The organism is Oceanobacillus oncorhynchi, from assembly GCF_000821065.1.
Lineage (GTDB): Bacteria > Bacillota > Bacilli > Bacillales > Amphibacillaceae > Oceanobacillus > Oceanobacillus oncorhynchi.
Window position 1 is genome coordinate 3,701,607 of record NZ_CDGG01000001.1, and the last position, 20,501, is coordinate 3,722,107.

At 38.7% G+C, this 20,501-nt stretch carries 23 protein-coding genes; 1 reads left to right on the forward strand and 22 read right to left on the reverse strand.

All coding sequences use genetic code 11. From position 1 onward, the window contains the following. Positions 1 to 140: 140 nt before the first annotated feature. The 19 genes from BN997_RS17725 to BN997_RS17825 form a co-directional block, all read right to left on the reverse strand. Positions 141 to 728: a genetic competence negative regulator gene (locus BN997_RS17725; RefSeq protein ID WP_042534191.1), complete on the reverse strand. Its 588-nt coding sequence runs from the start codon at positions 726 to 728 to the stop codon at positions 141 to 143. A gap of 268 nt (positions 729 to 996) precedes the next feature. Next, the gene (locus BN997_RS17730; RefSeq protein ID WP_042534193.1) at positions 997 to 1,275 is read right to left on the reverse strand and encodes a hypothetical protein; all 279 of its coding nucleotides are present in this window, start codon (positions 1,273 to 1,275) and stop codon (positions 997 to 999) included. Positions 1,276 to 1,285: 10 nt separating this feature from the next. After that, the gene (locus tag BN997_RS17735) at positions 1,286 to 1,852 is read right to left on the reverse strand and encodes a CPBP family intramembrane glutamic endopeptidase (RefSeq protein ID WP_042534195.1); all 567 of its coding nucleotides are present in this window, start codon (positions 1,850 to 1,852) and stop codon (positions 1,286 to 1,288) included. Position 1,853: 1 nt separating this feature from the next. After that, positions 1,854 to 3,392, reverse strand: a complete 1,539-nt coding sequence (locus BN997_RS17740; protein ID WP_042534196.1) for a RecQ family ATP-dependent DNA helicase — start codon at positions 3,390 to 3,392, stop codon at positions 1,854 to 1,856. 3 nt (positions 3,393 to 3,395) lie between these two features. Beyond that, positions 3,396 to 4,433, reverse strand: coding sequence for a YpbB family protein (locus BN997_RS17745; protein ID WP_042536277.1), 1,038 nt, complete (start codon positions 4,431 to 4,433; stop codon positions 3,396 to 3,398). A 40-nt stretch (positions 4,434 to 4,473) separates the two neighbouring features. After that, a complete protein-coding gene (locus BN997_RS17750; protein WP_042534197.1) occupies positions 4,474 to 5,208 on the reverse strand; it encodes a YkgJ family cysteine cluster protein in 735 nt (244 codons plus the stop codon). A gap of 505 nt (positions 5,209 to 5,713) precedes the next feature. After that, complete coding sequence (locus BN997_RS17760; protein WP_042534201.1) at positions 5,714 to 6,223, reverse strand: ECF transporter S component; 510 nt, start codon at positions 6,221 to 6,223, stop codon at positions 5,714 to 5,716. Positions 6,224 to 6,226: 3 nt separating this feature from the next. After that, positions 6,227 to 6,664 (reverse strand): DUF4430 domain-containing protein, encoded by a 438-nt coding sequence (locus tag BN997_RS17765; protein WP_042534203.1) that lies wholly within the window; start codon positions 6,662 to 6,664, stop codon positions 6,227 to 6,229. A gap of 205 nt (positions 6,665 to 6,869) precedes the next feature. Next, on the reverse strand, positions 6,870 to 8,624 hold the full coding sequence (locus BN997_RS17770) for an ATP-binding protein (RefSeq protein WP_042534205.1): 1,755 nt from the start codon (positions 8,622 to 8,624) through the stop codon (positions 6,870 to 6,872). Continuing rightward, positions 8,624 to 9,340, reverse strand: coding sequence for a response regulator transcription factor (locus tag BN997_RS17775; RefSeq protein ID WP_042534207.1), 717 nt, complete (start codon positions 9,338 to 9,340; stop codon positions 8,624 to 8,626). Before BN997_RS17775 ends, BN997_RS17770 begins: the two co-directional genes overlap by 1 nt. Positions 9,341 to 9,536: 196 nt before the next feature. Continuing rightward, a complete protein-coding gene (gene ccsB / locus BN997_RS17785; RefSeq protein WP_042534211.1) occupies positions 9,537 to 10,727 on the reverse strand; it encodes a c-type cytochrome biogenesis protein CcsB in 1,191 nt (396 codons plus the stop codon). A 36-nt stretch (positions 10,728 to 10,763) separates the two neighbouring features. Further along, positions 10,764 to 12,407, reverse strand: a complete 1,644-nt coding sequence (resB, locus tag BN997_RS17790) for a cytochrome c biogenesis protein ResB (protein WP_042534213.1) — start codon at positions 12,405 to 12,407, stop codon at positions 10,764 to 10,766. 25 nt (positions 12,408 to 12,432) lie between these two features. Continuing rightward, entirely contained in the window at positions 12,433 to 13,011 is a 579-nt protein-coding gene (resA, locus tag BN997_RS17795; RefSeq protein WP_042534215.1) for a thiol-disulfide oxidoreductase ResA, read from the reverse strand. Positions 13,012 to 13,077: 66 nt separating this feature from the next. Further along, positions 13,078 to 13,812, reverse strand: a complete 735-nt coding sequence (locus BN997_RS17800) for a pseudouridine synthase (protein WP_042534217.1) — start codon at positions 13,810 to 13,812, stop codon at positions 13,078 to 13,080. A gap of 254 nt (positions 13,813 to 14,066) precedes the next feature. Then, a complete protein-coding gene (locus tag BN997_RS17805; protein ID WP_042534219.1) occupies positions 14,067 to 14,597 on the reverse strand; it encodes a spore maturation protein in 531 nt (176 codons plus the stop codon). Continuing rightward, positions 14,597 to 15,187, reverse strand: a complete 591-nt coding sequence (locus BN997_RS17810) for a nucleoside recognition domain-containing protein (protein WP_042534221.1) — start codon at positions 15,185 to 15,187, stop codon at positions 14,597 to 14,599. The genes BN997_RS17805 and BN997_RS17810 overlap by 1 nt, the downstream gene beginning before the upstream one ends. Then, positions 15,180 to 16,205 carry a D-alanyl-D-alanine carboxypeptidase family protein gene (locus BN997_RS17815; RefSeq protein ID WP_042534222.1) on the reverse strand — a complete coding sequence of 342 codons (1,026 nt, stop codon included), beginning with the start codon at positions 16,203 to 16,205 and terminating at the stop codon, positions 15,180 to 15,182. Before BN997_RS17815 ends, BN997_RS17810 begins: the two co-directional genes overlap by 8 nt. 171 nt (positions 16,206 to 16,376) lie before the next feature. Continuing rightward, the gene (scpB, locus tag BN997_RS17820; RefSeq protein WP_042534224.1) at positions 16,377 to 16,952 is read right to left on the reverse strand and encodes an SMC-Scp complex subunit ScpB; all 576 of its coding nucleotides are present in this window, start codon (positions 16,950 to 16,952) and stop codon (positions 16,377 to 16,379) included. Further along, positions 16,943 to 17,698, reverse strand: a complete 756-nt coding sequence (locus BN997_RS17825; protein WP_042534226.1) for a segregation/condensation protein A — start codon at positions 17,696 to 17,698, stop codon at positions 16,943 to 16,945. Before BN997_RS17825 ends, scpB begins: the two co-directional genes overlap by 10 nt. Positions 17,699 to 17,865: 167 nt before the next feature. Between BN997_RS17825 and BN997_RS17830 the strand changes: the two genes are divergently transcribed. Then, on the forward strand, positions 17,866 to 17,958 hold the full coding sequence (locus tag BN997_RS17830; protein WP_040981479.1) for a YjcZ family sporulation protein: 93 nt from the start codon (positions 17,866 to 17,868) through the stop codon (positions 17,956 to 17,958). Between the two features lie 48 nt (positions 17,959 to 18,006). Here the strand turns inward: BN997_RS17830 and BN997_RS17835 are convergent, their stop codons facing one another. From BN997_RS17835 to lysA, 3 genes are all read right to left on the reverse strand, one after another. Then, a complete protein-coding gene (locus tag BN997_RS17835) occupies positions 18,007 to 18,375 on the reverse strand; it encodes a GNAT family N-acetyltransferase (RefSeq protein WP_042534228.1) in 369 nt (122 codons plus the stop codon). Positions 18,376 to 18,526: 151 nt separating this feature from the next. Then, positions 18,527 to 18,958 carry a peptidylprolyl isomerase gene (locus BN997_RS17840; RefSeq protein WP_042534229.1) on the reverse strand — a complete coding sequence of 144 codons (432 nt, stop codon included), beginning with the start codon at positions 18,956 to 18,958 and terminating at the stop codon, positions 18,527 to 18,529. 54 nt (positions 18,959 to 19,012) lie between these two features. Further along, a complete protein-coding gene (gene lysA, locus BN997_RS17845) occupies positions 19,013 to 20,338 on the reverse strand; it encodes a diaminopimelate decarboxylase (RefSeq protein ID WP_042534232.1) in 1,326 nt (441 codons plus the stop codon). Between the last annotated feature and the right edge of the window lie 163 nt (positions 20,339 to 20,501).

The window sequence follows — 20,501 nt, forward strand, 5'->3', positions numbered from 1 at the left end:
CCTACCATTATATCAATGTTTTACTCACTCATGGTTTAGTATACACTTTCATACAAAATATGCAATGAAAGAGGTGACCGGCTGGATGAGAAGTTTTTAATCAAACAAGGGGCTTTCTGCTTCCCCATTTGTCCATCCTTTTAGGAAGCAAAATAATGATTGATTTTAGCTATTGCGTCGCTTTCAAAAATAATCTTGCCGTATTCCTGTAAACGATGGGAAGTTAAGATACTTGGATGAGCAAATTCTGACATCAGTCCTATAATATTTTCCTTATGCCGGGCTGTTTGCACATAAGGATCCAGCATCATAAAATAACGGTTCTCCATAAAATACACATTCGATTCTTTGATATGCATATTCGGTAAATAACCGGCCACAGCAATTACATCTTCAAAGTCATCAAATGAAAATATAAGCTCTTTGCTTTCATCAAGTGTCACTTTCATTTCAATATATTCATCATCTATTTCAATATCGGCATCGTCGTATTGATGGGTAACAAAAATATGCATTCCCTGAGCTTGCATGAGATGCACCTGTACAAGTAACATTCCTTCAAACTCCATTCCCAGTTCACTGCTTGCTTCGTACATCATATCACTAAACAGCGTACGAACATTAGATGCATCATGCCACAAGTCCTCACGGGTAAATCCTCTTTCTATTAGATCATCGAACGTGAGAAAAATTTTAAACTGGTCTGTTGAAATTCGTTCGATCCGCATACTGCATCCCCCTTATCTTCTTCACTTTTGCAACAAGTATTTATATTAATATATGCACTATTTTCAAATGATGAACATAACCTGCTTGTATCGTTTTGAAAATGGGTTATAAATGAGCATAGCGTTTATTTATTATATAAACCTGTTTATCACAGAGATAAGCAAAAACTTCTGGTGAATGAAGTTTCATTATATATATTCTTCCTATGCTTGTACATTTATTATAACATTTTATGTGATTATTGAATGATATGATGCTTGTCTTAATTTAAGTAAACCAAAGAAAGACACCGGCAAGTGCCAGAAGAACCACAACCATGAAAATAAAACGCAGTAATGGAAGATTCAGTTTCCAGCGCATTTTATGGTTGCCTTTATGTACTTCATTTCTTGGAGGAAGATTCAATATATCTATTTCAACAGATGCCTGTTCCAATTGTTCTTCCTCATCTGAGCCTGCTTGTCTGGTTTCTTCCGGTTTATGTTCTGTTATATCTTGAATAGCTTGTCTTAATGCTTCTGCCTGATCATTTTGTTTGGAACTCAATGCCATCACCTCATTTGTTTAACCGTATAACTAAACCAAGTAGAAAGTCAATAAAAAAATGCATGACAATAGGTACAATTAAATTAGCTGTATGTTCATAAACCCAGCCGATATAAAAACTTAAGGCTAATACAGCGGAAAATAGAACAGGCTTCTTAATATATCGTATGTGAACAGCAGCAAAAAGAATACTTGCAAATACATACCCAAAAGCTGTCTGGACAACACCTCTAAATAGAAGTTCCTCGCAAATGGCCACCGTCAGCGTGAATATAAAAATAAAACCAATCGGCTGATTTTTAAATATAAGTTCATTGATTCCGCCATCATCCCACCACTTTTTTGGCATTGTATACACGATAGCAATTTCAATTAAAACAATTATAACAGCAGATAAAAAACCAAAGATGAAAATTTCTTTTGTATCCCATTTGAAAAGGTGCATCCAATCGAAAAAGGAATCAAAAAGGAAAAAACTCATAATTATCGCTATCAGGAATAATAAACCTTGTGAAAAAAATAATTGAATCCTTCGCTCTTTGACGGACATTTGCTTTAACAGGTCATATTGTTTCATCTTATACCTCTTCCAAATGTAAAATTCGCTGAAGTTTTTTACGCCAGTTCACAGGATAAGAGGCTTCTGCAGTTTTGAAAGACGATGAAGGCATCCACTTACTCCAATCAAATCCGCAATTGCTGCAGCATTGATCAGACGGCTTCTCAAATCCATTTTGAAAAGGATGGTAAAGTGTTTTCCGCAAACAATTCTTTGTCTGGATCCATTGATACAATTCATTGAGCTTCTTGTTTTTATATAATTGTCTTTTCTCCAGATAGTTCATGACACTAACTCTAACCTGCTTCCACTTCTCTTCATCTATCAACCATTCATTATCGCGAAGGAGCCCATGCTTTTGGAGCTGTCTTTGAATAAAACGTGCTGCTCCTTCGTTGATATCCAAAAGCATATGCAGCTGTTCTGGAGACGGTAAATCCATATGCTGACGCTGAAGGGCAACAATCGTCGAAACCAGATGGTCTATATTCTCTATCGCCGGCAGTTCATTTTTCACCATGTTCGCCGACAGACGAAAATCACCTTTCTGATAAAGAATCATACCGACACTGGATTTTCCATCTCTCCCAGCTCTGCCTACCTCTTGAATATATGACTCTATCTGAAGTGGAAGATGGTAGTGGATGACCAGCCGTATATCCGGTTTATTAATTCCCATTCCAAATGCGCTTGTACAGCAGATGATATCAATATGATTGCTCATAAATTGCTGTTGGACCCGCAGGCGCTCTGCTGCTTCCATTCCTCCGTGATAATAGGCAATATTTCGTTCCGGATGCTTGGCGGCCAGAGACAAAGCAACCTCCTCTGCAGCCTGTCTGCTTGTAAAATAGATTAATGTGGGAACAGCATACGATGCAATAATTTCTGTAATGCGCTCTAATTTTTCTTGATCATTTTCTGCTTCCTCTACACAAAAAGCAATATTTTTCCGATCCATTGGATAGATATGCTTTTTCATATCTGGTTTATGCAGGCTCTGGATAATGTCTCTTTGCACGTCTGGAGTTGCTGTAGCACTCAGCGCTAATACCCGCGGATGATTTAATGCTGCTATTGCTTCATGCAGCCGCTGATAATCTGGCCGAAACTCGTGTCCCCATTGTGAGATACAATGCGCTTCATCGACGACAAACAATTTAACAGGCAGCTGTTTCAAATAATTTAAATGTGCACTTTTTTGCAGCCACTCCGGCGAAACATAGATAAGCCGGTAAGCATCTAAATTTTTTAATATTCTCTGCTGTTCTTGAAAAGGTAAAAAACTGTTTAAAGCAATTACTTCTTTAAAGGAAGCCGCTTTTAATTCCTTTACTTGGTCGACCATTAAAGAAATAAGCGGTGATACAACAAGGGTGATGCCATCTAACAGCTTTGCAGGCAGCTGATAGCAGATAGATTTACCAGAGCCGGTGGGCAATACGCCGAGGACATCCTCTCCACGCAGGACATCAGAAATGATTTCTTTCTGTCCCTGACGAAAGAAATCATAATTAAAATGTTGATGTAATGCTTCTTCTAAGTGAATGATTCTCACCCCCTATTTATTATATAAGACCAGTGCCAAGCGAATTTGGAAGTAGCTGATATCCGGATGAACATTATTTTTAATTTCTTTTAAACGATAGGTTTGCTTTTTATGTACAACTTCTTTAATTTCTTCGTAAATCGTTGAATCTAAGTAATCAAAAAAAGGAAACGCTTCTTCATGCATGGCAATCTCCACAAAATGATCCTGTATCGTATTTGCTTTTAACCGGCGAATTTGAATGATTTCCTCAAAAGTATGCTGTTTTTTCAATAACCGGCGTGTAAATTGTGCTGTTTGGCTTAAAGGTGTATCCGCAGTACCCAAGTCTTTAGCGAAAAGCTTAAGCATTGAATATTCTTCGCCATACTCCTGTACGTATAATAAATGATAAAACACCTTCTGCAAGGTTAAATAACAATCTGGAATAGACTGCTGATAATCCTGGGAAAGCTGCTGCAAACTGCTTCCATAAGAAGAAAAACTCGTCAGACGGTCAACAAACATCGAGGCTTCTAAATCAGACACCATCGATAAGGCATGTTCTAATTCCTTATACAGCTGCTGAAGCAATACCATGGAACGATGCTTATATTGTTTATAAAAGCCTTTTACAAATTGTTCGATTTCGTGATTATCTGTAATAGGAATGAATCGATATTCGTTCTTAGCAATGTTTGTAAAGGTCTGAATGAAAAGCAGAAACCGCTGCTTGAAGGACTCAATCATGTTTTTGTAAGTCGAACCATAAAATCCAGCAAGCGTTGTTTTATTGGCTGTAAGCCACTCCTGTCCTTTTTTTGTTATTTGCAGCCTCTGCTCGTCATCCGCCAGCAAATAATTCCTCTCCAGTAATTGTTGCAGCTGTTGATAATAGTCTGTTTTCGTTAAATCAGGATAAATGCCGTAGTAGTCAGCAATATGATAAAATCTGGCATCCTGTATAGTCTGAATGGCTTTTTTCCCGATTAAAAGATTGTAAACACTGGAGGTTGTACGCTCTTGATTTATTTTTTGGAAACATTCAATAAGAATCCCTTGAAAAAGCATCCTGACACCACCATTCATACAAAAGCATTCTCTTAAAAAGTTATAATACAGACTCTTTCATCCAATTGATTAATAAACCCTCTTGATACAAATCTCCAGGATAATCCATTTTCTCTATCCTGTCATTTTCATAAAGGTATTGTAATAATTCATTCATTGCACCCATATATTCCTGATACAGAAATTCATAACTGATGGTTTCCTTAGGCATGATATTATCCGCACAGACTTTGGGATTCGTATAATTCACATAGGTTCGGCACGGCAGCGGGCGTACTTCATAGACCATACAAGCATTCGTTTTCAAGTTCAAAAATGGGCATGGGAGCTGCTCTTTTTTGTATTTGTATTTTGCATCTGGATCAGAAATGATATCGATGCCACTTAGCTGCTCTACTTTTTCTTCATAAACTTGATAATAATCGCTAAGATGATTTTCAATAAAATGCTTTCGATCTGCAGGCATTTTAGAAATAGCATCTTTGATCAGCATAGCTTCCATCTTATTTGTAATAATTGGAAAGTAGCAGCAAAAAGCACAGCCCATCTGACATGTTGGCATAAGATCAGCTGTCGATTCCATATCACTGATTTCTTCACTTACCGCCTGAAGCAGCTGAGCGAATGCTTGAGCAATTTTATCATCCGCTGACACATCTTCTTTAACCAGGATGCCATCGACGATTTCATCAAATCGTTCCTGGTTTATTTCATATTTTGCATTTATCTCCTCGCATTTGAGCAGAATTTCTTCATAGGTTAAAAATATAGACATTTGTTTGACTCCTGTTTTTATATCATAAAAATTCATTTGATTTCATAGAAAAGTATATCACGAATGGATGGATGTTTATATATGCAGGATGATAAATGATATTTCTTTCAAGCGGATTTTCACCTCTGCTGAATGAGACTACTTTAACTAAGTTTGTCAGATTAATGCCACCGTTGGCGAAAACAATACGCTTTCCATGTTTTCCCCAGCCAGATAGTTTCACTTACATTCTTTCTTGATATTGGAGCCTTGCAGTCAGCTGCACTTCGATAAAATGCGTGTCTGGAAAGGATAAGAAAAAAGCGTATGTTTTCATTGCTTTAATAGCAATGGGCTTTTTCTACTCCTTCACTAATTTACTTCAAACTTCCATTTTCTTCGCAATAGCCAGCTTAGCGACATGTATTTTCTTTATTATTGTTCTATCTGTCTGGTACAGGAAAAGAAATAAACAATAAAACGACCGAAAAGGCTGCCGTTTAGCAGTTTTTCGATCGTTTACCGGTTAATCCTTTATTCGAAATCTATTTTTGGCATATCTTTGAAATAATGCATGAAGCAATGGATATAAAAGAGTGATAAACACTGCATTACCAATTGCATGTGCTGTGTCAAAAGGAAGTCCTGCCAAATAATATGGCCAAAAATATCCTGTTACCTGATACGTGGTTAAAGAAATAATAAATCCGTAAAAATAACCGCTGACCACAGAAAAAATAATTATAAAAATAAATGGTACTCTTTTCCAAGTGATTCCCATGATACCTGCGATTATGCCAATGACACACCATGAAATAATTTGCCAGACAGTCCAGATTCCCATTCCAAGCAGCATATTAGAAAGAAATACTACTAATATTCCTAATATAACAGCTGACATTGGTCCAAGGAAAATACCTGTTAAAATAATAATTGCGGTAACAGGCTGAACATTAGGGATAAATTGAAACGCATATCTGCCTACAACAGCCAGTGTTGCAAGGAGTGCAAGTAATGTCAGCTTGTATGTGTTCATTTCTTATTCCATCGATTGTAAATCAAAGATAATTTCTTCGCCGCCATTCAATTCATATTCTCCAGCGCCGACTTCTGCAGCTTCACCATCTACAAAATACATCCAATATTTTCCTTCATCTGCATCATCTGATACACGTTCAATAGAAGTAATAAAGCCGCTGTCTTCCTCTACATAGAAAGTATCCTTCATCACATCCAAAAGAATATCTCCTTCTTCTACTTGTACGACCTCTTCTGATACATTCTCGTTTCCTTCATCAATCGTTATCGTTATACGTACTTCATCTTCGGCAAGTTCCTGAGCTTCTCCGCTTGACTCATTGGTGCTTACCGAAGTATTAGAGCTTTCATTTTCTTCAGCTCCCTCATCATTACCACATGCCGCAAGAAAAACGAAGGATAACAGCATAATACTTAAAAACTTCAGCCACTTATTCATTTCTTATCTCCCCCCTATAGCCAGCTCCATCTTATTCGTAAAGAAAGTCTGACCGGCTGTGAACCTATATCAGTACCCTGTCCGCTGCCGTTTCTTTATTTTAATATATAGAGCTGGAGAAAGAGAAGGCATGCCAACTGAGGCGACCTTCCCGTCTCTCAATAGATATTTAAATATACCGTTATATTATCATATCTTTCCTTTTTTAGGAATGTTTCATAGGTATTTCAAAACTAAAAGTTGTGCCAATATCCAGTCTGCTTCTCACTTGAATTTTCCCTTGGTGGGCTTCAATAATATTTTTGGCAATAGAAAGTCCCAGGCCAGTTCCCTGTTTCTCTTTCTTTACTCTTGATTTATCCGCTTTATAAAAACGTTCAAAAACAAATGGCAGATCCTCCTCCGGAATGCCGCTGCCGTTGTCTTCTACCTCCACATGAAGGAAATCGGAATTACTAAGCGCATGTACTTCTACCTTTCCGCCTTTTTCCGAATGACGAATGGCATTATCAATTAAATTGGTCAATACTTGTTCGATACGATCCGCGTCCATCTCCCCGATTTGTTCATGCATATCTAACGTTAAGGTGAGCTCCACTTCGTTATCCTGGGCGATACCTTGAAATTTATGAACAATACGCTCTACAAAGGCCTGAACAGCAACAGAATCAACATGGAGCTGGATTTGCCCTGCTTCCATCCGTGCTAAATCAAGTAATTCATTAACTAGTCTGCCCATCCGGAGCGATTCCTCATAAATAATTTTAGCCAGCTCATTCTTGTCTTCTTTTGTTTCGGCAATATCATCAACGATGGCTTCACTATACCCTTGAAGCATGGAAATAGGCGTACGTAATTCATGTGACACATTTGCGATAAAGTCCTTGCGCAATTTATCAAGGCGGCGCTCTTCTGTCATATCACGGATAACAGCAACACAGCCGCGGACATGAGATTCATCATATAAAGGAGTGACGAGCATCACATAGTTCCTTCCTTGTAGAACAGACTCCTTTAAAACCGCTCTTTCTTCAGCTATCACTTCATTAAGCGCATCCTTGAGTTTTGTCGGAAGCTGTCTCTCTTTATGTTCTCCCTGTTTATGCTCATAATTCCAATTATCTAAATACGCTTCCGCAGGCGGGTTGATGACAACAATTTCACCATCTCTGTTCAATGTAAAGACACCATCGGCCATGGAGCTTACAATACTTGATAATTGCTCTTTCTCCTGCCTCAAAGCTTGAATATGATAATTAAGCTGGCTTCCCATCCGGTTAAATTCAATCGCTAGATCACCGATCTCGTCCCGTGTCAGCACAGGTACTTTCGTGTTGAACTCCCCGCGGGTCAAATTATAAGCTGCCTCCCGCATTTTAATTAATGGTGCTGTAACCCGGGATGATAAGAATACGGCAAAAAAAGTTGTTAAGAGAATAGCAATTCCGCCGCTCAATAAAATCAGCTTGGTTGTCTGATCTCTTGTTTCGTTAATCATATCCAATGATTTAAATACAAATACTGCCCCGCCGTCCTCTAGAGGAGAGCCTACCGAAATAACCTCATTTTCGTCCACGACTAATCCTTGTGAACTCTGTGATGCCACCTGGCTGGTCAAGTTTTGTGCTTCTGCATCGTTTATTATCCACGATTCATTAATAAAATCCAAATCCGTATCCTCAGTGCCCGAAATCCACTGTTCCTCATCAGCATAATAAATGACAACACGGCTGGAAGGATCTCTCAGCATTTCTGTTGCATCCTCAATAAATTCCGTATCATAATCTGAATCTACCAACGAAGAAATTTTCTCAGACATTTGTGACATATCATTTTCAGCTTCTTGTATATGATAATTTTCAAAGAACTGCATTAAAAAAAACATCAATACACATAACACAAAGGATACTAATAATAAAATCGTTAATGATAATTTTCCGACAACGCTTTTCCAAAACATCAGTCTTGTTCAACCTCAAATTTATAGCCGATTCCCCACACTGTCACAATCATCTTCGCAGCTTCGGAAGAAACAGAATTTAGTTTTTCGCGTAGACGCTTCACATGTGTATCGACTGTACGAAGATCGCCGAAGAACTCATATTGCCATACTTCTTTTAATAATTGCTCCCGATTAAATACTTTATCCGGAGAGTTTGCCAGAAAACAAAGCAGCTCATATTCCTTTGGTGTTAAGCTGACTTCCTGATTATCTGCTGTAACCCGGTGTCCATCATGGTCAATAGTCAAGTGTGGAAACACTAATAGATTTTTGGCAGTCGTATCGGATTGCTGATAATTCAAGTTAGAAACTCTGCGCAGAATCGCTTTCACCCGTAATACTGCTTCTCTCGGGCTGAACGGCTTCACAATATAATCATCTGCACCTACTTCAAATCCCTGCACACGATTCGATTCTTCTCCGCGAGCTGTCAGCATAATAACTGGTGTATCCTTTTCTTTTTTCAGCTCCTCACATACTTGGATGCCATCCATTTCCGGCATCATAATATCTAAAATAATAGCGCTGTAATTATTTTGCAGAGCCATTTCCAAGGCAGTCTTCCCATCTGCCGCTTCATCTATTTCAAAGTCCTCTTTTTCTAAGTACATTTTTATTAAACGTCGAATTCTTTCTTCATCATCTACCACTAATAATTTCTGTGCTTCACTCATTTATATTTCACTCCTCATATCAACTCTAATTAGCATTATAAACGAACCCGTTTGAAAAGTTAAGGAATTAAGAGCATTCCTCTCTGTTATGACGCCTATTAAATTTATGTCCATAGAAAAAAGAATTGCTACCAGCTCTGTGATAACAATTCTCTTTTCTATCGCACACCCTTCCTGCATCCTTCTGCAACTTACATTATGCGTAAGAGTGCAGACTGGCAAGGACCAGGTTTACGACAATCAGATTGAACATAATAATGGCAAAACCAACAACCGCAAGCCAGCCTGATTTTTCCCCATGCCAGCCTCTGGATAGCCGCAAATGCAGGAATGCTGCATAAAAAAGCCAGGTAATTAATGCCCATACTTCTTTTGGATCCCAGCCCCAGAACCTTCCCCAGGCAATCTGGGCCCAAATCGCCGCGAATATCAAACCGCCTAAAGTAAAGACAGGGAAACCGATTGCCACTGAACGATACATAATTTCATCCAGCATATCCGGTTTGACCCCTTTCAGAAGAGGCTGCAGTCTTTTCCCGATTCGTTTGCGGGAAATTAAAAAGGCAATTCCATAAATAATACTTCCTCCAAAGAATGACCAAATCACCGTATTAAATTTTCTGCCTGCATCATCACCATGCATCCAGCCAGGCACTTCAAACCACGGACTCATAACATTTTCCGATAATAACGTGCTGTCCTGAGGGGCTGCAATAGGCGGAAGATGATATTCCGCAACGGTTTGCTGTCCGTTCCCTTCCACTTCAAAGGTTGCTTGATACGAAACAGCATTAAATATGCTTGTCATGACAATAAATCCAACAAATAAAAAGATACCATAAATAACTAGTTCCAGCATGGTATTACGCAGTGTTGCTCTGGTTTGGTCAATCTGCCGAATTAAATACATTAATCCGGCAACAAAGCTGATAAATAAAATGCCCTGTGCCAAAGATACTGTCGAAACATGAATTGGGAGCCAATAACTTTGTAAAGACGCTACCAATGGCGCCACATCTGACGAGAACATACTTGCATATGCAATAATAATCGTAGCCAAAGGTAAAGCAAATACCCCTAAAAACGCTGTTTTATAGTAGATGTAAATAATAATAAATGCTAAAATCATCGACATCCCTAAAAAGGTTGTAAACTCAAAAAGGTTACTCACCGGCGCATGACCAGTCATCACCCATCTTGCTATAAAGTATACGAGCTGCGAAGCGAAACCAATTATTGTAATAACTAAACCGATAGTCCCTGCTTTTGTTTTCTGATGACGCTCGTTTTTATTTTGACGAATTGCTCCTCCAAAAAAGAAGGTGGCAACCAAATATAAAAGAAAAGCAATAAGCAGGGCGGTACTGCTAACACTGTATATACCCATTCATTTACCTCCAATCCTTTCTCAACCATTTCATTTTTACTCATCTAACTCCTGCTGGTCTTTCACCATAGTGACATTCGTACCTTCTACTGCTTTTTCAATATCACGTTTGAGTCCGAACCAGTTTTTGTTTGTATGAGCTGCGAGAAGCAGTGTATTGTCCTTTTGTTTATTAATCCAAATACGCCGGTGCTGCCAGTACATTCCCTGAATAACCCCAATCATAAAGATCATAGCACCAATTAAAAAGAAAGGAAGCGTCCGATCGGAACTAACTGTAATACCGCTGACATCCCTGAATTCCACACCGTCAATTGCTACTTTGTATTGGTTCTCTCCTGTAGCATCTACATTCATGCCAATTCCAAGAAAGCTGACCTCTCCTTCTTCTGAATCAGGAGGATACACAGTCACTACAAATGCCGGATTTCTGGGATAGTCTGTTTCTGAAGCCGGTGTTCCTTCTTCCGTCATAATATAATCTGGATAATAATTCGTTAACTCTACCTGGAAACCGCTGTCTAATTCATACACCCGGTCTGGATTAGTTAAGTCAATCGTGAAAGAGCCTAGAGATTCTTGCGTTTCATCATCTTCTTCATGAATATAAAAAGTCATATTTTCAAATTCATTTAACTGATAACCTTGTTGATATAAGGTGTATCCATCAAATTTTGCCGGATTATTCATTTGGATTGAGTAATCAAGAATTGGCTCCAGCTCCGGTTCAGCACCAACGATATCCGCATTCGTTGCTTCATAAATAACAACATCGGTCTGGAAATTCGTTGCAATTTCATCATCAACAGATCCCTCTTGAAAACCGTCTTCTCCTTCTCCATTGTGTGTTTCCACAATAAAGTCTTTATTCTCTATGTAATACTGGTTATCTGTGCCGGGAATAACTCTCTGCTCCCCTTCACGAAGCCACATATAATCTTCAGAGAACATGATAGGTGTCGTACGCAAAATAGCTGCAATTAATACAATAATTAAACCAATATGATTTACGTAAGGACCCCATCTTGAAAACCGGCCTTTCTCAGCTAATATATGGCCATCTTTTTCTGTTATTTTATATCTGGAATTCTTTAAACTCTTTACCAGCTTGTCTACATCCGCATCAGCTGCATTAGCTGATTCACTGTATAATCGCTGTCTGGATAAAAACTTCTTGTGTTTTTTAGGCTTCTGATGTTTTAATGCCCGGTATAGCGGAACAAAACGGTCTAAGCTGGCTATGACCAGCGAAATACCTATTAACGCGATTAAAGTGATAAACCACCAAGAACTGTACATATGATGGAATCCTAACTGATAATACATCAACCCTAAAATACCATACGTTTCTTCATAAAAAATGGCAGGGTCTCTTGATACAGCATCCTGCGGGATAAATTGTTCCTGCGGATAAATCGTACCCATAATCGAGGCAATTAACGCTAAAACAATCAGCCATACCCCTACTTTTACAGAAGAGAAAAAACTCCAAATCTTATCAATGATTGATTTCTGATATGTTTGTGAACGGCGGGCACTGCCATCATATCGCATATTCAACAGTTTTTTATCATCATTTCCGTCGATATGCTGATTTCCCTCTACCGGTTTTCCGCACGCTTCACATAATACGGTACCTTCAGGATTCATGTGGCCGCATTCACATTTTATTTTATTCATTGTCTGCCCCCATTCTCATGGATTATCATGATGCATCCGGTGTGATTGCGTCTAAATGCCCCTCTAATCTTTCTAATGTCAAAGCTCCTTGGACAACCTCATTTATCGTACCATCCGGATTAATGAAGAAGGTTGTCGGCATCGGCCTGATTCGATACAAGTCTCTGACATCCGAATTTGTATCATGCGGAATAGCGAAAGTCAACCCATAATCTTCAATAAAATTATCAATAACTAATTCGGTTCCATCTAGACTGACTGCTACAATTTCAACGCCTTTTTCCTTGTATTTCGGATATAATTCCTGCATATACGGCATTTCGTCTTTACACGGTCCGCACCATGTTGCCCAAAAGTTTAGCATAACCCCTTTGCCTTCGAAATCGCTGAGCTGTGTAACATCTTCATCAACTGCGTCATTTACTTGAGTCAATTGAAAATCAGGAGCAGCGTCGCCTGCACGGTATATCTCATCCTCGTCCTTTGAATTTGAAAATAGTGCAAATATGACTGCGCCAACCAACACAACTAATATAGAAGAACGAAAAATGAAGCGATTTCGTTTCTTTTTTTGTTTTTGAATATCTCTTTCTTCCCTGCTCATAGTTTTCCGTCCCCCTTTCCCAACTCATTATAACATTGACTAAAGCGTTTAAATTTGAATATTATCTTACAATTTTGTGGACATATTCCGAAGCTGATTGACTTCTTTCGGCGTGAGTGCTCTATATTCACCGGCATTTAATCCGTGCAGTGTCAAAAAGCTATATTGCTCACGCTTCAGTTTCATTACTGGAAAGTCAATCGCTTCCAGCATTCTTCGCACCTGTCTGTTTTTGCCCTCATGCAGCGTCAATTCAATAATGGAAGTTTTCTTTTCTTTGTCATTGGAAAGCATATGAACATCGACGGCTTTTAATTTCTCTCCATCAGATACAACACCCTTCCGTAATTTTAACAATTCCTTTTTATGAGGAATACCTTTGATTTTTGCTACATACACTTTATTAATCTCTTTACTTGGGTGCATCAGCTGATTAGCGAATTCCCCATCATTCGTTAACAGTAATATTCCTGATGTATCATAGTCCAGCCGGCCAACCGGAAAAATGCGTTCTTCGACTTCCGGAAGAAAATCGGTAACTACTTTTCTATTTTTATCATCTTTCACGCTGGAGATGACCCCTCTAGGCTTATACAGCAAATAATATACAAATTCCTCTTTTTCTAGCGGAACCCCATCTACCTCTACTTTATCCTGGGAGGTTACCTTTACCCCCATCTCTGTAACGATTTGATCATTTACTTTTACTTTTCCATCAAGAATCAATTGCTCAGCCTTTCTTCTGGATGTCACTCCGCTTTGAGCAATAACCTTTTGTAATCTTTCTTCATGCTTTGACATATAAATCTCCTATCTTTTTCTTTTATTTTCCCCAAAATGGATAACATACTGTAACTGATATCCGAGCTCCAATCCATGTATCGCTTTCTTATATTATACTATTTTCACTTGTTATACCTAATAATCTGCTGTTTTCACAAAAATAAGAAAGCCTATGATAAAGATATTTTTTCACATATCTTCATCATAGCCTTATTTTATCTGTTGGGAAAGTATAATTTTAGGGAAAAGGTATTTCCACTTCAGCTGATTATTTACCCAAACATCATTGTAACAAGAAATACAGCTGCAAGTATAGCAATTAAATCAGCTAATAATCCTGCCTGCAGTGCATAACGAATTTTTTTAATACCGATTGCACCGAAATAGATGGTAAGTACATATAAGGTAGTATCCGTGCTTCCCTGCATAACCGAAGCAATTGTCCCGATAAAAGAATCCGGCCCGTAGGTGGCAATGATTTCAGTTGTCATCCCTAACGCTGCAGTTCCGGAGATTGGGCGGATGAGTGCAAGGGGTAAAACTTCTGCTGGAAAACCAATAAAGGCTAGCAGAGGAGATAATATATCTACAAACGCATCTAACGCCCCGGAGCTGCGCAATATCGAAATAGCAGTAATCATTCCTACTAAAAAAGGGAGTAAAGAAACAGCTGTTTTTACGCCTTCCTTTCCTCCTTCCACAAACAAATCATATGCCGGTAATCTCTTCATGCTTGCCGCGATCATAATGAACAAAATAAAACAAGGAATCATCCAAATACTAATTACACTGATAAACCCCATCATGATTTCCTCCACGTACTCTTATAATAAAAAAACCGATCAATAATCAGTCCGGCAATGGTACCAATACAGGTAACCAATAACGTCACTCCGACAATTTCAGTAGGAGAAGCAGATTCGTATTGCATCCTGATACCGATAACCGTTGTGGGGATTAGTGTCAGTCCGGTGGTGTTTAAAATAAGGAAAGTTATCATTGAACGAGATGCTGTTTCTGAATGCTTATTTAGTTTTTTCATTTCCTCCATTGCTTTAATTCCTAAAGGGGTAGCAGCGTTGCCCAGCCCAAACATATTTGCAGTTAAATTAGATAAAATATAGCCCAACGCCGGATGATCCTTAGGTATTTCCGGGAATATTTTCGAAATAAGCGGACGAAAAATTTTGGCAAGTCCCCGTAAAATACCCGCTTCTTCCGCAATGCGCATCATGCCCAGCCAAAATACCAGGATACTAATCAATCCTATAGCCAACGTAACCGCCTGTGCGGCACTTTCAAAAATAGCTTCATTCACCGCTTCCATATTGCCTGAAAACATTGCATAAATAATTCCAATGGCAGCCATGCAGATCCAAATCCAATTAATCATTTGCATCCCACCTTATTATCGAATGAAATACATGCATTACCTCACTCAACAAATCTTCCTCATGATGCACGTGATGCGCATTACTTGTCTGAAGCACCGGCCGGTTTTGTTCGAGATAAACATCCTTTGCCCAGTCATCATGCCTATTTTTATAAAGCGGTACCTGGACAGTATCTTTTGTTGTCTCCCTATTTGTTATCGTTTCCCCGTTCATATCGATTTCTTTCATTTCAAACTGGTCAAATCCCCATTCAAACATCGAAATATGATCCTGCCAGTCGTTTGGAGCATCCAGTGTTACTGCAATTAACTCCATTCCATCCTTCTCCGCAGTGGTAATAAGCGTCCGGCCTGTCTGCTTGGTGTACCCTGTTTTCCCTCCAGTACAATATTCATAAAAATAGGTCAGCAGCTTGTTTTTATTTTGCCAGTGGTACGTCCTGTTCTCCGATAAATAACTGGTTTCCCCGCTTATCTCTTGAAAAATTGGATTTTCCATTGCATATTGCATGAGAATCGCCATATCATGAGCGCTTGAATAATGTGTATCAGAATCTAACCCATGTGGATTATCAAAGTGTGTATTCTCCATCCCCAGCCATTTAGCCTTTTCATTCATTAAATAGACGAATCCTTCTTCACTTCCGCCAACATGCTCCGCAATTGCTACAGCAGCGTCATTACCTGAACGGAGCATCAGTCCATACACTAAATCTGTCAGCTTCATCTTTTCGCCCTGCTCTAGATAAATTGATGAGCCTTCTGTATAAATGGCATTTCTGGAAACCGTCGCCTGTTCATTCATTTTTCCAGACTCCACAGCAATAATTGCAGTCATTATTTTAGTAATGCTTGCTATTGAAGCTGGTTCCTCTGCATTTTTTTCAAATAAAACTCTGCCTGAGGACTGTTCAATTAAAATAGCATGCTGTGCGGATACATTTACCGCAGCATGTCCATGAATTGGGAATGATAAAAAACTAATGATAATGACAATTATCCATATAAACAAACGCATCAGCTTGGCTCCTCCTCATTAAACACTGCATTATTTCTAACTCCTTGTCTGCCAGCCAGTCATAACATGCTTCTTGTTTATTTATATGTGAGGAACAAGCTATTATGTATATTGGGGAAAGAAAAAACCTTACAGATAAGCGGGAATCACTTATCTGTAAGGTTTTGTTATTTACTCGTTCGGAAACTGGTCGAAAAATAAATCAACATCGGATGCATCCGCTTCAGAGTCTAAGGAGGTTTCTAATTCCGGTAACTCTTCAAGCGTAGACAAACCAAAAAAGGTGAGAAATTCCTTTGTTGTTCTAAAAAGAGTCGGGCGGCCGACTGTTTCTTTTCTTCCACATTCCTCTACTAACATCCGGGATACTAAGGTTTGCAAAGGTCTTTCACTGCGGACACCCCGTATCTCATCGATTTCTGTCCGTGTGATCGGCTGCTGATAAGCAATGATTGCCAATGTTTCTAACGCAGCCTGAGACATCCTGCTTGGCTTGGGCTGAATAACCCATTTCTTAAAATATTCACTGTGATCCGGTTTGGTTGTTAAGCTGAGCATCCCATTAGCATTGAGAATCATCAGCCCCCGATTCTGTTCTTTATAATCTGTTTGAAGCTCATCTACAATTTGACGAACCTCATCTAAGGAAACATCAAGGACATTGCTCAGCTCGCTCACGGTTATTCCTTCATCACCGCCGGCAAATAACAGGCCTTCCGCAACCCCTTTTAAATAATCTAATTCCACGATGACTCCTCCATGCTATAAACATATAATTCTTCAAAATGATTTTCTTGGATTGCATATACTTCTCTTTTTTTCATTAATTCCAAAACAGCTACAAAAGTGGATACGATATATGATTTCGTAGGAACAGGAAATAAAGCATAGAATGCAATGCCATTTTTACTGCTTTTAACCTGCTGCAGTACTTCATCCATCCGTTTTTCTATCGGTATTTCCGTTCGTTCGATAACGGTATCTTGCGGCTCTTTCCATTGATTTCGCTGCATCATTTTTTTCAAAGCGCCAATCATATCAAAAACAGAAGCATTCCCTGCATTCACATTTTCAGGCAGAACATCTTTAAAATCAAAAACAACTGGCGAGCGCGTATAGACCTGCTGCTCTTTCGCCTCTTTTTCTTTTAATGCTTCCGCAGCTTCTTTATATTTTCGATATTCAATTAAACGCTGCATCAGTTCTTCACGGGGATCCTCCATATATGCTTCATCCATCTCTTCCTCTTCGAATTCCTGCTTGGGAAGAAGCATCTGGCTTTTGATTGCCAGCAAGGTAGAAGCCATTACCAGATATTCGCTGGCAATATTTAATTCCAAATGCTGCATCGTATGAATATAATCCATATACTGTTGTGTAATCTGAGCAACCGGAATGTCATAAATATCGATTTCATAGTGATTTATTAAATGAAGCAATAAATCTAATGGCCCTTCAAATTTTTCTAATTTAACTTCATATCCTTGAATCATCGCTGTAATTCCTCTCAAGCTGACCAAAACAATCCATCATTTACTTTAAAAAGTAATAATTTAATTGCAAAAGCCCATACACTATTTGCTCAGCTTACATAAGTTATAACGTAATATAAATGTTAGCACAAAACATTTATGGATTGAACTAAAAAGGAGGAAATAAAATGAGTGGTTATTCTGGTGGTTACGCAGGTGGATTTGCTTTAATCGTTGTACTATTTATTTTATTAGTAATTGTAGGAGCAGCTTGGTACTAAAATACTTGAAATAAATAGACTTTGCAACGAATGAAAAGCCAACCCGTATCAGGGTTGGCTTTTATCATCATCTTTTGCTTTCTCGTAAAAGGCTTTTACACTTTCAGAGGGCACAATCTCGTATTTATTTGAATAAATACGATGAATCTCAGCAATCATTCGTGAACCGATTCCATGATCCCGATGAGATGGATTCACGGTAAGGTGGTTAATAACCAATTGATTGTCATCCACGATTTGTACGCCGATTGCTCCGAGGACATCATCGCCTTCTTTCCACAAATGTAAATGCAAATCTTCATTTTCTTCATATTCACGAATCGTTTCTTGCAATTTTTTTACATCTTTTTCCTCAGGCATAAATGATAATAAGCCCATAGCAATTTTTTCTAAGTTTCTTTTAAAGCGAATTAACATAATTACCCCTCATTAAATTTCTTGTATGGTAATCCTTTTAAATTTTAATCAGTATTTACTCTGAAAGTATAACGCATTTCCAATATAATGAAAAGCACCATTTTAAAATTTAAGTAAAAAAAACGATAACGATGAAGCGAGAAATATAATGTTATCCTTCGACACGAATCTCTTTCATTACATCTCCGTTAGACATTGCTTTTGCTAGCTCAACACCGGAGGTCACTTTTCCAAAAACTGTGTGAACGCCATTTAAATGCGGCTGCGGCTCATGAACAATGAAAAATTGAGAGCTTCCTGTATCTTTTCCGGCATGCGCCATAGATAAAGAGCCTTCCTCGTGTTTATGCGGATTCCCTTCTGTTTCACATTTGATTGTATATCCCGCAGAACCTGTACCATTACCGACTGGACAGCCGCCCTGGCTGACAAAACCGGGGATTACGCGATGAAAAGTCAATCCATCATAAAATTTTTCATTCGCTAATTTTTCAAAGTTAGCTACAGTTCCCGGCGCTTCATTTGGATACAATTCAAATTCAATTTTATTTCCATTTTCCATTTCGATATAACCTTTTTTCATTTCAGCAAATCTCCTTCTAAAAACAATTATACTTTATTTTACCACTTATTCCGTTCAAGTAAAGCTCTTTATCCCATCATAAGACAGATCATTTTTAACAATATCTTGATATGTTTCTCTCTTGACGACAAGGTGATCCTGCCCTTCTTCAATAAACACAACAGCAGGTTTGGTCAAACGATTGTAATGGCTTGCCATCGAGTAATTATACGCTCCTGTCGAGAATACAGCCAGGATATCCTTATCTTCAATACGCGGCACTGGAAGGTCCCAAATCAGCATATCGCCAGATTCACAGCACTTCCCTGCAATAGAAACTTCTTTTTCCGGACTGGCTTCCGGACGATTTGCAATCACCGCATCATATTTTGATTGGTATAGTGCAGGGCGAATATTATCTGTCATCCCGCCATCAATGGAATAATATTCTCTCACACCAGGAATTTTTTTGTTAGATCCGATTGTATATAACGTAATTCCTGCATCGCCTACAATGGAGCGGCCGGGCTCAATCCAAATCTCTGGAAATTTCATCTTATATTTATCGCAATTTTCTTCCACGCTGTCAATCATATCTTTCACATATTCCGCCAGCGGAAGCGGCTGGTCATCTTCGGTATAACGAATGCCGAATCCTCCACCTAAATTTAACACATCCGCTTCAAATTTGTATTTCTGCTTCCAATCTTCCAGCTTAGCAAAAAGGATAGCCGTTGCTGCTCGAAAACCATTTGTTTCAAATATTTGTGAACCAATATGACAGTGAAGGCCTTTCAGATGGATTCTCGGATGTCCCAACACCTTCTTAAGAGCAGCTTCTGCCTGTCCATTTTGCAGGTCGAACCCAAATTTAGAGTCTTCATTCCCTGTCATAATGTATTTATGCGTCTTTGATTCCACACCAGGGGTTACCCGGAATAACACATCCATCGTTTTCTCCTGTTTGATAAGCTCTTGGTCCAACAGTGCAATATCATGAAAATTATCAATCACGATACAGCCGATGTCATGCTCCACAGCCATCGCGATTTCCTTTTCATTCTTATTATTTCCATGCATATGAATTCTTTCAGCAGGAAACTCTGCTTGAAGTGCTGTATATAATTCACCTTCAGAAATCACGTCTAGACATAGTCCTTCCTGTTTGGCAACCTGTAGCATCGCAATAGTTGAAAAGGCCTTGCTCGCATAAGCAACCCTTCCGGTAATTCCAGCATCACGAAATGCTTGTACAAAAGCTCTGGCATGCTTTCGGATCATTTCTACATCGTAGACATATAAAGGTGTTCCATATTTTTCTGCTAATTCGATGGTGTCCACACCACCAATTTCTAAATGTCCCTTTGTATTGACGGTAAAGGGGTGTGCATCAAGTATCATTCTTTTTCCCCCATTGTTTAAATAATTAAATACTTTATCACAAGACAGTAAATAATGAAAGCAAAAAACAATACTTCAGCCAGAAGGAGATGAAACAATCAATAAGCTGTCATAAACAAAGGTTGAGGGATTGCTGTATTTCCTTTTCGCAGTCCCTCCATTT